Source organism: Pseudoalteromonas sp. SG41-5 (assembly GCF_014164495.1).
Taxonomy (GTDB): Bacteria; Pseudomonadota; Gammaproteobacteria; order Enterobacterales; family Alteromonadaceae; genus Pseudoalteromonas; species Pseudoalteromonas rhizosphaerae.
On record NZ_JACJFH010000030.1, the window covers coordinates 35,980 to 48,945 of the forward strand.

Consider the following 12,966-nt stretch of genomic DNA (forward strand, 5'->3'; position numbering starts at 1 on the left):
AAACGAGTTTCAAGGGATAAGTTAAAAGGTAAAAGCTAGATTACTTTTACCTTTTCTTAACCTTGAATCTTGAGCCTTTTAAGCCCTACCTACATCAAACGCGATGACTTCTTTTATGGTGTTTTTTTGCGTTGCTAACATCACTAACCTATCAACCCCTAATGCTACTCCTGCGCATTGTGGTAAACCATGCTCAAGAGCGGCGATTAAACGGGTGTCCATAGGCACTTGTGTTAAGTTATTCGCTTTGCGGTATGCATTATCTTCAGTAAAACGTTTAGCTTGCTCCTGTGCATTGGTGAGCTCATTAAAACCATTCGCCAGCTCCATGTTCTGATAATAAAGCTCAAACCGCCCAGCGACTCTAATATCATGCTCACAAATACTCGCCAGTGCGGCTTGCGATGCAGGAAAATGATAAATAAAACAAGGTTTTTGTTGGCCAATTGTTGGCTCAACTTTCATACAAAATAATAATTGTAGTAACGTATCACGGTGAGTTTCATGCTTAGCGATATCAGCAAAACCCTGTTCACAGGCAAGTGTTTGTAACTGTTCAATAGTGGCACTGAGCGGATCAAGTCCTAATGCTTTGGTAAAAGCATCTTGATAGGTTAAACGCTCTGCAGGTGGAACATTTAAGATAAGCTGCATTAATTCATCAATTTCATCCATCAGCGCAAACTCATCAAACCCAGGGCGATACCATTCCAACATAGTAAACTCAGGATTATGATGGCTGCCCGCCTCTTCGTTACGAAATGCCTTACAAATTTGGTAAATAGCACCACTGCCGGCTGCCAATAATCGCTTCATGGCAAATTCTGGTGATGTTTGTAAGTAAAGCGGTAAGCCTTTAGCGAAACCGGGCCCAATAAACTGCGTTTTAAAACTCGCTAAATGAACATCAGTAACACTCGCTGCACTTAAACTAGGCGTATCAACTTCCATAACGTGGCGTTGGTAAAAGAATTCCCGAATAGTGCGTAAAATTGCGGCTCGTTGTGCCAAAGTATTTACTTGTGCGCTTGGTTGCCAAAGATCTGCTGACATATTTTCTCCAAAAAAAATCCCAGCTTAAGCTGGGATTTATTAAGCTATATTAAAGTTACTTAACACGGCTTACATATTCGCCGTTACGGGTGTCGACTTTAATTACTTCACCGATTTGTACGAATAATGGTACACGCACAACAGCACCAGTACTTAGCGTTGCTGGCTTACCACCAGTACCTGCTGTGTCGCCTTTAAGACCAGGATCTGTTTCAGTGATCTCAAGCTCTACAAAGTTAGGTGGTGTAACAGCTATTGGATTGCCGTTCCACAAAGTAATAGTACATACATCATTTTCAACTAACCATTTACCAGCATCGCCAAGCGCTTTTTCATCAGCTGCGATTTGTTCAAATGTTTCGTTATTCATGAAATGCCAAAACTCACCATCAGTGTAAAGATACGCAAGATCGGTATCCATTACATCAGCACCCTCTACTGACTCACCTGATTTAAAAGTTTTTTCAAGTACTTTGCCAGAGATAAGTTTACGAATACGAACACGGTTAAACGCTTGGCCTTTACCAGGTTTTACCATTTCATTTTCTAAAATACTGCAAGGCTCGCCGTCCATCATAATTTTTAGGCCGCCCTTGAACTCGTTGGTGCTATAATTCGCCATCGTTTCCTCTATCTAATAATTTCGAGTAATCTACCTACCAATGATACAAAGAAATGAAGCAAATTTGCATATAAACTGGCAAAAAGAATTAGCTAATGTTGTTACTTGCCCAAGCACCTTGCTAGAAATGCTAGGTTTATCAAGCATGGCCGACGAAAAAGACCTCAAAGCACGAGCTCTTTTCCCGGTACGTGTGCCTGTGCCTTTTATCAAAAAAATGCGTTATGGCGATATAAATGACCCATTACTGCTGCAAGTCATGCCGCGCCACCAAGAGTTTATCGCTAAAACAGGTTTTGATAAAGATCCATTAAAAGAGCAAAACAACGCTCAACCAGGATTATTACATAAATATAAATCCCGAGTTTTAGTGATGTTTAAAACTGGTTGCGCCGTTAATTGCCGTTATTGCTTTCGTCGCCATTTTCCATACCAAGAAAATCAGCTAAATAAACGCAGCTTAATTGCAGCGCTCGATTACATAAAATCGGATGCTAATATTAACGAGGTGATTTTAAGTGGTGGTGATCCGTTAATGGCCAAAGACGACGCAATTAGTTGGTTTATGGATGAGCTTGAACAATTACCACAAATTAAACGAATGCGAATTCATAGCCGCCTACCGGTGGTGATCCCATCTCGCATTACTGACCAATTGTGCGAACGTTTTGCAAAGTCTCCACTTAAAATTGTGTTTATTAATCACATTAACCATGGCAACGAGATTGATGATGATTTTAAAGTGGCAATGCAAAAACTCAAAAAGGTAGGTGTCACATTGCTCAATCAAGCGGTGCTATTAAAAGATGTAAATGATACCAGCGAAGCGCAAGTCGCATTAAGCGAAGCGTTATTTGATGCCGACGTACTGCCTTATTATTTATATTTACTTGATAAAGTTGAAGGAGCGAGTCATTTTGATATCAACGAATCACAGGCACGCAAAATCATGGCCGAAATGCTTATTGCATTGCCAGGATTTTTAGTACCAAAGCTGATGCGCGAAATCGGCGGTCAAAAAAGTAAAACGCCGATTGACCTCAAGCTTTTATAAACACAAGACTTAAACGTATACGTTAACGTTATTGCCAAGCGAAGCTGTAACTGATTTTGCTGGCGTTTGTGCAGCGCTCGAACTAGCGGCACCTTCAATAAGTGCCAGTGCTGCTGCACCATCCGCTTTTTGCTGTTTTTTTGCCAATGCTGCGCTGTATACTTCGCCACTTTGACCCGCGCCACTCATGGCCGGTAGATTTCCACCTGATATATTCATAGCTCATACCTGACTTTTTAGCTTATTACCCGTATTATATCGGCATTGCGGTCTAAAGCTTTAGGAAAAAAATGGATTCAATTATTGAACAACTCAATGCCAACTTAAAAATTGTTTATCGTCAGTCACTTGACGCAGATAAAAAATTAGATGAGTTGCAACAACAAGGCTTAGGTAAATTTACAGCGTTATTTCCTGCCGATGCTGGTTTTACCTTTGAAGCAAAGCGCTTCAAACCTTATGTGTTAGATGTAGCTGCAGATGTAGAAAGCTTAAGTTCAGAAGGTTTTAGTGAAGAAAAGCTAAAAACCACTGTTATTAAATTACAACAGTTACTGCAATTACTCGCAACGTTCAAGTAACTAAAAAAGCGCTAACATTAAACTGTAGCGCTTTTTACTGTTAATTTAGCTTGGGGTGACAACTGGCAGTAATTCTTTATCAAACCAATCAGTGATCAAACGTTTTTCATAGTAAAACTGTTCATCACGGCCCATTTTAATTTTATCCATAAAGCCCATATCTTTTAATTCGACTTTATCGCTTTGACTAATCACGTTACCGTCTTTATCAGTAACCGAATATTGAAACTCAATGCGTGGAAAATAAATTGGTTTTACAATACGTAAATCATTCATACCGCCAAAGCGTACATCACCGGCTAAATCCAGCTCAGTCACTTCAACATTAAACTTATATCCTTCGGGCAACTTTTCTGCCAGTTTATTAAAGTGCTTTTCGAAACTGCTCGCTACATGTTTATGGTATGAGCCTTTAGGTTCATTTGAAGGACGTACATCACGGTAGTCATTGAAGTCTTGCCATTTAACGACAGCTTCTCCTGCTTGAGCAAATACCGGCAGCATAACTAACATAGCCATCGCTACTTTTTTAAATGTATTCATTGTCTATCTCCAAAATGCCCGTGGGCTAATGTAGTTGAAATAATAGCATTAACAACTTAACTATAGCTTAATACTATTCACCATCATTGTTATCATTTAGGTAAAACATGTAACCAGGCACCAGTTAACTATGATTAATTGATACCGTAACATCATGGAACAACAAAAAGATCAGATAAAGCATGTATTGAAGTGCTATTTATGATGAAATTACAACTATACACCTTCACCTTATATATGGAGATTTCATGACAATTTTAGTAACAGGTGGCGCGGGATACATAGGCTCACACACTGTTGTTGAATTATTACAACAAGATAATGATGTTGTTATCATTGATAATTTAAGCAACTCGAGTGTGGAATCACTTGAGCGTGTAAAAAAAATCACTGGTAAAACTGTGCACTTTTATCAAGGTGATATCCTTGATAAAACATTTTTGGCCAGCGTTTTTGCAAAACATACAATTGAGAGTGTTATTCATTTTGCCGGTTTAAAGGCTGTCGGTGAATCAATGGTGAAACCCATTGAGTATTACCAAAATAACGTGCAAGGTACGCTGACTCTCGTTGATGCTATGCGCGATGCAGGTGTGTTTAAACTCGTATTTAGCTCATCGGCAACAGTATATGGTGATCCAGCAAGCCTACCAATTCAAGAAGATTTCCCGGTAGGTGGCACTACTAATCCATACGGCACATCAAAACTGATGGTTGAAATGATGTTACAAGACATCGCTAAATCAGATGAGCGCTTTGCATTTGCAATTTTGCGTTACTTTAATCCCGTAGGTGCGCACGAGTCAGGCCTAATTGGTGAAGATCCCAATGGTATTCCAAACAACTTATTACCTTACATCGCGCAAGTGGCAGTGGGTAAATTAAAGCAGCTGGGTATCTTCGGCGATGACTATGATACGGTTGATGGTACTGGTGTGCGTGATTACATCCATGTTGTTGACTTAGCGCTTGGTCATTTAAAGGCACTTAATAAAATAAACCAAGATACCGGTGCCCATGTTTACAATCTTGGCACCGGTAATGGTTATTCGGTGCTACAAATGCTCAACGCATTTAGCAAAGCCTGTGGTAAAGATATTCCGTATCAGGTATCACCTCGTCGCCCAGGTGATATTGCAGCTTGTTATGCTGCGCCTGAAAAAGCCCTTAGTGAACTTGATTGGCAAGCAGAGCGTGGTATCGATGTGATGATGCAAGATACGTGGCGTTGGCAAAGTAACAACCCAAATGGGTATAAATAGCTAAACTTAAACCAGCTTCAATAAGCTGGTTTTTTTATATTTTTTGAAATAAAAAGTCTCGTTTACCACTCTTTTACAGTATCTATATTTAATCACCTATAAAAAATGCAACCAACCTATACTCGTTTCAGTATTCATTCACTGCTAATTATTAGCTTATCGCTATTGGGTCTTAGTCTCTTATTAGGAGCAGGGGTAAATAATGTGCATGCTATTTTCAATTTTTATCAATTAGCCAATGTAATCCCTAAAACTGGGCAATCAATACTCGCAGGAGTGGCTTTTTTAGTAACCGCTTTATTTATTATTTTAAGTTTAAAACAATCACGTTTTCAGACCCCTGCTTTTGTTAGCCTGATCACTGTTGCCGTTATACCGCTTGTTACCTTATTAAGTGAAAGCCGCTGGATGACTGACTTAGGTGGCTTCCCAATTATAGGCTCTGGGCAAGGTATAATTAAGTACACCGCACTTGTTTCTCTCGCTATTTACCTTTATAAACCGCAGCGCTTGTCAGCTCAAGGCATGGCAATTTTGAACTTCTTTCCTGTTGCATTAGTGCTTATTTGGATTGGTGGTATGAAATTTTACGAGTTTGAAGCAAATGGAATTATATCACTGGTATCAACCTCTATTTTTATGTCTTGGTTATATACCTTATTTTCAGTGCAAACAGCGTCTAATCTAATTGGTGCGTACGACATCTTTTTTGCTTTAGCACTCGCTCTGGCTATCATTAAAAAGCATCCATTAGCCATTTATGTTGCGGCTCTTGGCTGCAGTGCCGTATTTTTAATGACGCAGACATTTTTATTCTCAGCTGAAGGAGCTTTTGACAGCTCAACACTACTTGCAAGATTAGGCCTTTTTGTTATTAAAGACTTATGGTTTATCGCAAATTTACTGGTAATTGTTAGCTTTGCAAAAAAGAGTCTTAATTAACTACTATTTCAATAACATATTTAATAATGTGCATTGTAAGATCTAAAAAGCGCTATCACTTAACCAATCGTGGTAGCGCCTTATAAATATATACTTTTATATTTTGAGTTTAAATACACATCACTACAACCTTTTTACGTCTGTGCCCATTGCCTTAATAAATTATGATACACGCCAGTTAACCTAACAATCTCAGGGCTATCGCTGACTTTTTCGCGCAAGCTTTGAATCGACATATCCAACTCAAATAGCAAACCACGCTTTTCATCGCTATTAACCATGCTCTGCAACCAAAAAAATGAAGCTAAACGTCGCCCCCGAGTTACGGGAGTGACTTTATGTAAACTGGTTGATGGATACAACACCATGCTACCTGCAGGGAGTTTTACTGTGTGAGAGCCATAAGTATCTTCAATAACGAGTTCGCCACCATCATAGTCTTCTGGTTCGCTCAAAAATAACGTCATTGATAAATCCGTACGAATTTTCACTGGTGTGCCAGGTACTTGTCGAATCGCATTATCAACATGAATACCAAACGATTGGCCACCTTGGTAACAGTTAAATAAAGGTGGAAAAATTTTTGCAGGCAACGCCCCTGACATAAATAGATCACTGCGAGCCAGAGCCCCCATAACTATATCACCGAGCTCTTTGGCTGCAGCGCTTTGCTCAGGTAATTGTAAGTTATTTTTGGTCTTCGTTGATTGATAACCTGCGGTAACACTGCCATCAGTCCATTGCGCGGCCAATAAAACATTACGGCAATAAGCGACTTCATCAGCACTAAGCAAGTCTGGTATTTTTAATAGCATGGAAGTTCCCAAATCTTAAAAAAACAGGCTAATAAGCATTAACCTGTTTAATAAGCTTTAACCTATTCAACAAACATTAATTTGTAATTAGAAAGAATAACTAGCCGTTAGTGTAAAATAACGACCTTGACCAGGAATAAAGTGTCCGCCACCTAGTTTATCTTCATAATCTTCATCCGTTAAATTCTCACCATTAAACTGAATGCTTAACTGCTCAGTTGCTTGATAAGAAAGCATCATATCGAACAAAACATAACTGTCGGCTTTACGACTGGTCGCTGAATTACCATTATAACGCTCACCAATATATTGTGCGCCAAAACCTGCAGCTATCGCGTCGCTAAAGTCATATCGAGCCCAAACACTGTAGCTATTTTTAGGTGCTCGAGCCAAGTTATGCCCAACATCACCATCAACCGTAGATTCAGTAACTTCGCTATCTTGATAGCTATAAGAACCGATGATACTTAATTCATCGGTGATAATACCTGTTGCAGACAACTCTAAACCTTGCACTCGTTGCTCACCATCAAGCACTTCAACACCACGCTGATCACTATTAGGATCATCCACGCGCGCATTAGTTTTAACCGTTCTAAAAATAGCGGCACTGGTCATCAACTTATCATCAAGTAAATTCCATTTAGTGCCTAACTCATAGCTTTGGCTCTTCTCCGGATCTAACTCACTTGAATTACCACGAGTAGATACTGCAATGCCTTCAGCCGATGGGTTATACGAGTTACCTGCACCAAAGTAAATGCTGCTATTTTGACTTGGCTTATATACAGCAGATGCGTTCCAACTAGTCATGGTATCGCTAGTTGAGATCGTTAATGCTGGATCCTTGTAATCATACTGATAATCGCTATCGTACTGCTCTGAACGTAAACCCGCAGTTAATTGCCAATATTCATTAAATGTAATTGTATCAAATGCATAAATTGCACGGGTTTTAGCAACCGCTTCAGTACTAGTGCCATCACGACCATACTGACCAGTGTAAGGTAAATAAGCATCTGGGTTGTATAAGTCATTCAGCGCTGGTTCGTTCTTTAAATTATCAGCTACCAATGCAGTCACATTCCAACGGCTAAATGTCTCGTTAGTTAATTCAACACCAGTAACCACATTATGTTTTACACCAGCAAAATAGTACTCACCAACTAAATCAAGTTGCAGTGTAGCCAATTCATTGCGCGTATCGCGATTTTTAACGTCGCTCATTCTGATATCAGTTGTTGTTTTTACATCAATAAAACGCGGCGCTGTCACTGTATCTTTTCGCTCTACACGACCAATGCGACCTTGGGCACGTAGCGTGGTTGTTTGCGACAAGTCATACTCGTACTTTGCAGTTGTTGAATACGCTTCGATATCTTCAAAATCACGATATACGTTACCGTAAAAATTAGTGAAATTCACCGGTGGCGCTGCATTTTCGCTACCAGCAAGTTCAGCAACAGGGCTAGAACCAACCCACGGAATACCGTAATCAGACATATTATCTTGATTCTGATAATCAGCATTAAGATTAAAACGGCTATTGGTTCCTAAACCAGTCGCAAACGAAACAGCGACTGCTTGTTTTTCTTTTTCAACATGATCACGCCCAGCAACATCCCCTTTATCAACCAGTAAATTGACACGTAACGCTGATGTTTCAGCCACTTTAAAGTTACTATCTATTTGCGCGCGGTAATCACTCTCTGTGCCTAAACGCAGCGAAGCATCATTAAATTCATCCAACGTCGCCGTTTTTGTAGTTAAGTTAATACTACCACCCGTTGAACCTCGACCTGTTGTTGCTGAACTTGGGCCTTTTGCAACTTCGATTTGCTCAACGTTATAAGTATCACGGTCGTACCCGGCAATATCACGAATACCATCGATAAAAATATCATTGGCAGCACTAAAACCACGAATAGATAAACTGTCACCAGCTGGCGCACCGCCTTCACCCGCCGCCAATGAAATACCCGAAACATTACGTAACGCATCTTGCAAACTATCTACATTTCTATCTTTCATCACAGCTTTGTTAATAACCGTTATTGATTTTGCAGTATCAACCAACGGCTGGGTGTTCTTTATTGATGATGATTTTTCAACTTTATAGCTTTGTTCCGATTGCGTTTTTGCTTTGGTTACTGATAGCTCTTGTATATTTTCAGCTCCTTGAGCAGACGCCCAAGTTGATAAAGTTGCGGTAACAAAAGCAGCCAGCGGTTTTATATAAGTTCGGCGTTTATTAGTCATTTTACCCATTTTAGCTCCATTAGCAGGGAACTTGCTAACACGTTGTTTTTGTAGCAAGTCATTTAAGCACGTTGATTTAAGTTCGGCGGAATCCTAGCACTGAGTAATATTAATGTAAATGCGAAATGTTATCACTTGTATTATTTTATCAATCATTGTACTATTTTTCACACTTTTAAACTTACGTAACGCGACTGTAAATGCACAGTAAACTTGGGGGCATGAGTGGCGTAAAAAATTAAGTTTAAGCGCTTAAAAATCAAGGTTTTTTAATTTTATAAAGTTAAAGCCAGAGCTTGGCTTTGTACTGTAAATGGTTATTACTTTTAGGGCATTACTTAGCATATGCAACGTTTTATAAAATCTGTTGGGGCAGTTATTTTACTAAGCTCATTCTCAAGCTTAGCTGATCCGGTTAGCGAACTTGAAAACCTCGTTAATCAGTGGTTACAAATAGAACAACAAACTAGTGAGTTAGAAACACATTGGCTAGAAAAAAAAACCTCGATGCAACAAACATTAATCTTACTTGATGCAGAGCAAGCACAACTTAAACAGCTAAACCAAAATCGTCAAAAGAACACCTCTGAGCTGGCAGAAAAGCGCACTGCGCTAATTCAACAACAAAGCCAGCTTGAGACCGATGAAAACGCGCTCAATAGTCAATTAATCCAGCTCAGCCAGCAATTGCGCTCACTGCAAGTACAATTACCTCCCCCATTACTGGCGAGCTGGCAAAGTATTGGCGATCTAGATAACGAAAGCCTAGATGCGAATGAAAAGCTACAAATTGCTTTAAAAATGCTTGGCCAATTGGCTGATTTTCAAAACCGAATTTCAATTCATGAAATGGCAATCAGTAATAGTGAAGGCAAAGAAATATGGGTAAAACAGCTTTATTTGGGTGCCGCACAAGCATGGTTTGTTAGTAATGATTTAAGTTATGCGGGCATTGGCTTCCCTTCTGAGTTAGGTTGGCAATGGCAATTTGATACTGAAATTGATGGCGAGCAAATTGCCCACGGTATCGCTGTACAAGAAAAAAAACAAGCAGCTCACTGGCTTACCTTGCCTGTATTTAGCTATGCAGCTAAGGAGCTGACGCCATGAAACGATTCTGTACTTTTTGGTTTGTCACACTACTGAGTTTTAGCCAAGTAGTAACAGCCGCGACTGCGGATGCTGCCAAACAACAATTGCTAACGGATATTAAAACGGCGCAGAGCGTTTTAAATAAAGCACAACAGCGGATTGCCAAACAGCAAACAACTATGGCACAACAGATATTTGAAAAACAGCAAGCACTTAAAAAAGAGCGTGAGCAAGCGACACTCAATCGCCGTTTAGCTGATGAAGACACATTGAGTTTAACCCAGCTACAAACACGCTTAGATAGCTGGCAACAACAACAGCAATATCGGCTAAATTTACTCAACCGATTTACTCGTCAATACGCTCAGCAAGCGCAAAGTAAAAACGATCAACAAGCACTTTTGAATGATGTAGTCGCGGTGATAGAGCAGCAAACCGCGGCATTATATCCAGAGTTTAAAAAACAAAATATAGTATTGAAAAATGGCGAGCTCACCGCAGCTACAACATTACAAGTAGGTCCCGTGGCTTGGTTTAGTGTTGCACAGCCAAAACTAACCGGCCTGCTTTCATCAGCAGCTAACGCTGCAGTACCAAAAGTAGCTATAGTTCAATCACGTGATGAGAATAACCCATTTGATATCGCTTACTCACAAGTAAATACAAACTCAGCTAAGATCGCAGCTTCTTTAACATTTGATCCAAGTTTAACCCGCTTAGTTGCCAGTCAAGCGCAACAAGAAGGTGCAGTTGAACATCTTGAAAAAGGTGGCTTATGGGCAATCCCTATCATTTTATTTGCATGTTTTGCATTATTAATTGCGCTATTCAAGGCATATCAATTATTTAGCCTTAGTAAGATCAAAGCTGTCTCGACGCTGACTTTACAAACTGCGTTTGATCAACCTGAGCAACACAGCTTCAGCGGAATGCAAGCAACACTGTTTCAACTCTCTGTTGATAGCAACATAGGACAAATAAGAGATGACCAGTTATTTAATCAGCTGATGCATAATAAACACAAGCTTGATAACTACATTGGCGCAATCGCGATCACAGCATCGGTAGCACCGCTACTGGGCTTATTGGGCACAGTCAGTGGCATGATTGAAACATTCAAAATGATGACGTTATTTGGCTCTGGCGATCCAGAAGTGGTATCTGGTGGTATTGCCCAAGCTTTGATCACTACCGAGCTTGGCCTCGTTGTTGCCATACCAGCATTAGTACTCAATGCGCTACTATCGCGTAAAGCTAAAGCCTATTACACCCAACTTGAAGCGTTCGCACTGCAACTTAGTCAACTTGAGGTGAAAAATGTTTGAGCAACTGTTCGATAATTTTATCTGCTGGCTTATCATCCTATTAGCGCTATTTGTTTATCAGCTCATTTGGCACGATATCCTGCATTTAAAACAATATAAACTGCAACGCCAAGGTTACTGGCACGACGTCAGCTCTATTTTGACCGCTGCGCTGCCATTACTTGGTTTATTAGGCACCATTATTGGTTTACTCGATACATTTAAAGTGATGTCGCAAGGCGAAAACGAATTAATGAGCGAAGCGATAAGTAATGCTCTACTCACTACACAACTGGGGTTAGTCTGCGCAATTCCTGCATGGCTGATGCAAGCTTACTTGCTGTACGTAACACGTAACAGTGCTATCCAACAGCAAGCGAGCTAAGCCAATGCAAGCACGTTTAAAACAACGCCTAGAACAACAATCTGCGCATCATATTGATATGTCACCACTATTAGATGTGGTATTTATACTATTGATTTTCTTTATTGTAACCACCGTTTTCGTTCGCGAAAGTGGGGTCGAGGTTGATAAACCGCAAGCCGTCTCAGCAAGCAGATTAAAGCAACAAGTTATTTTTCTTGCCATAACTGATAGTCAGCAGGTTTACTTTGACGGTAGCCAAATTGGCGTGGCCGGTGTGCGCAGCAGCGTAGAGCAAATGCTAAAACAACAGCAAAGACCGGTAGTGATCCAAGCTGATAAAACCGTACCAACCGAGCTATTAGTAAAAGTAATAGACGAAGCAAAACTTGCTGGTGCAGCAACCGTTAACTTAGCGACCCAGCAATAATATGCAAAATAATATACTCGCATCACAACCTGCAATAGCGAATAAACGTCATCCGTTTTTTGCTTTTATGTTGAGCCTAACGGTACTTGCATGCGCATTAGTTTTACTTTGGCTTGGCCAAATAGCTGAGCACGTTATCAACGACAAAGTTATCGTTCGCGAAGTTGCTTTAGTGCCACTGCCTCCACCTCCGCCACCAACCGTGACGCAATCAGCTGTGACAGAGCCGATGCAAAGCCTCGTTGTCGAAGGTGCGGGTGCAACTATTCAAGCCATTAATATAAAAATTGAAAGTAAAATTTCGCTTAGTAAACCAACCCTTGCAAATATGCCAATTGCGACTCCTGAATTTCAATCTATCGACGTTAATTGGGATGCCTTTAGCTTAAATCAACTAGATGGTTTACCCACGCTACTCACTCCCGTAAAAGCAGTATTACCTAAAAAGTTAACTCGCCAAGGTGTGAGTACCTTCATCGTGAAGCTCGATGTTTTTATCGATGAAAATGGCCGATTAAGCTTAATTGATGTTATACAAAACCCGTACCCTGAGCTAAAGCCTGAAATAGATAAGATCATTAAGCAAAGTCGGTTTAGTTCACCAAAAAAAGACGGTGAAATAGTGAGAGCCAGATTTATTTGGCC

Annotated in this window: 15 protein-coding genes; 9 read left to right on the forward strand and 6 right to left on the reverse strand. The window is 40.2% G+C overall.

Annotated features, from left to right (window positions below; translation table 11 throughout):
- Positions 1 to 78 precede the first annotated feature (78 nt).
- Together epmA and efp are read right to left on the reverse strand one after the other, a co-directional pair.
- Positions 79 to 1,053: an elongation factor P--(R)-beta-lysine ligase gene (gene epmA, locus H5232_RS10010; RefSeq protein WP_145234622.1), complete on the reverse strand. Its 975-nt coding sequence runs from the start codon at positions 1,051 to 1,053 to the stop codon at positions 79 to 81.
- A gap of 55 nt (positions 1,054 to 1,108) precedes the next feature.
- Entirely contained in the window at positions 1,109 to 1,675 is a 567-nt protein-coding gene (efp, locus tag H5232_RS10015; RefSeq protein ID WP_182830831.1) for an elongation factor P, read from the reverse strand.
- Positions 1,676 to 1,715: 40 nt separating this feature from the next.
- On the opposite strand from efp, the gene epmB reads away from it, so the two are divergent.
- On the forward strand, positions 1,716 to 2,729 hold the full coding sequence (epmB, locus tag H5232_RS10020; protein ID WP_182768002.1) for an EF-P beta-lysylation protein EpmB: 1,014 nt from the start codon (positions 1,716 to 1,718) through the stop codon (positions 2,727 to 2,729).
- 9 nt (positions 2,730 to 2,738) lie between these two features.
- Here epmB and H5232_RS10025 read toward each other — a convergent pair whose 3' ends face one another.
- A complete protein-coding gene (locus H5232_RS10025; RefSeq protein ID WP_145234615.1) occupies positions 2,739 to 2,948 on the reverse strand; it encodes a hypothetical protein in 210 nt (69 codons plus the stop codon).
- A gap of 71 nt (positions 2,949 to 3,019) precedes the next feature.
- Here H5232_RS10025 and H5232_RS10030 point away from each other — a divergent pair, with 71 nt between their 5' ends.
- Entirely contained in the window at positions 3,020 to 3,310 is a 291-nt protein-coding gene (locus tag H5232_RS10030; protein WP_145234613.1) for a prephenate dehydrogenase, read from the forward strand.
- Between the two features lie 45 nt (positions 3,311 to 3,355).
- Here the strand turns inward: H5232_RS10030 and H5232_RS10035 are convergent, their stop codons facing one another.
- Positions 3,356 to 3,853: a DUF3016 domain-containing protein gene (locus H5232_RS10035; RefSeq protein WP_149983255.1), complete on the reverse strand. Its 498-nt coding sequence runs from the start codon at positions 3,851 to 3,853 to the stop codon at positions 3,356 to 3,358.
- Positions 3,854 to 4,101: 248 nt separating this feature from the next.
- Here H5232_RS10035 and galE point away from each other — a divergent pair, with 248 nt between their 5' ends.
- Positions 4,102 to 5,115: a UDP-glucose 4-epimerase GalE gene (gene galE / locus H5232_RS10040; RefSeq protein ID WP_149983256.1), complete on the forward strand. Its 1,014-nt coding sequence runs from the start codon at positions 4,102 to 4,104 to the stop codon at positions 5,113 to 5,115.
- A gap of 204 nt (positions 5,116 to 5,319) precedes the next feature.
- Positions 5,320 to 6,057 (forward strand): DUF417 family protein, encoded by a 738-nt coding sequence (locus H5232_RS10045; protein ID WP_310736249.1) that lies wholly within the window; start codon positions 5,320 to 5,322, stop codon positions 6,055 to 6,057.
- Between the two features lie 134 nt (positions 6,058 to 6,191).
- Here H5232_RS10045 and H5232_RS10050 read toward each other — a convergent pair whose 3' ends face one another.
- A complete protein-coding gene (locus H5232_RS10050) occupies positions 6,192 to 6,872 on the reverse strand; it encodes a Fe2+-dependent dioxygenase (protein ID WP_149983258.1) in 681 nt (226 codons plus the stop codon).
- Between the two features lie 87 nt (positions 6,873 to 6,959).
- Positions 6,960 to 9,140: a TonB-dependent siderophore receptor gene (locus H5232_RS10055; RefSeq protein WP_182718357.1), complete on the reverse strand. Its 2,181-nt coding sequence runs from the start codon at positions 9,138 to 9,140 to the stop codon at positions 6,960 to 6,962.
- A gap of 336 nt (positions 9,141 to 9,476) precedes the next feature.
- Between H5232_RS10055 and H5232_RS10060 the strand changes: the two genes are divergently transcribed.
- From H5232_RS10060 to H5232_RS10080, 5 genes are all read left to right on the forward strand, one after another.
- Positions 9,477 to 10,241 (forward strand): DUF3450 family protein, encoded by a 765-nt coding sequence (locus H5232_RS10060; RefSeq protein ID WP_182718358.1) that lies wholly within the window; start codon positions 9,477 to 9,479, stop codon positions 10,239 to 10,241.
- The gene (locus H5232_RS10065) at positions 10,238 to 11,548 is read left to right on the forward strand and encodes a MotA/TolQ/ExbB proton channel family protein (protein WP_182762262.1); all 1,311 of its coding nucleotides are present in this window, start codon (positions 10,238 to 10,240) and stop codon (positions 11,546 to 11,548) included. Before H5232_RS10060 ends, H5232_RS10065 begins: the two co-directional genes overlap by 4 nt.
- Positions 11,541 to 11,912: a MotA/TolQ/ExbB proton channel family protein gene (locus tag H5232_RS10070; protein WP_145234597.1), complete on the forward strand. Its 372-nt coding sequence runs from the start codon at positions 11,541 to 11,543 to the stop codon at positions 11,910 to 11,912. Before H5232_RS10065 ends, H5232_RS10070 begins: the two co-directional genes overlap by 8 nt.
- 4 nt (positions 11,913 to 11,916) lie before the next feature.
- On the forward strand, positions 11,917 to 12,321 hold the full coding sequence (locus H5232_RS10075; protein ID WP_182718359.1) for a biopolymer transporter ExbD: 405 nt from the start codon (positions 11,917 to 11,919) through the stop codon (positions 12,319 to 12,321).
- A gap of 1 nt (position 12,322) precedes the next feature.
- Positions 12,323 to 12,966 (forward strand): hypothetical protein (locus tag H5232_RS10080; RefSeq protein ID WP_182830832.1); only part of this gene is annotated, 644 nt, incomplete at its 3' end.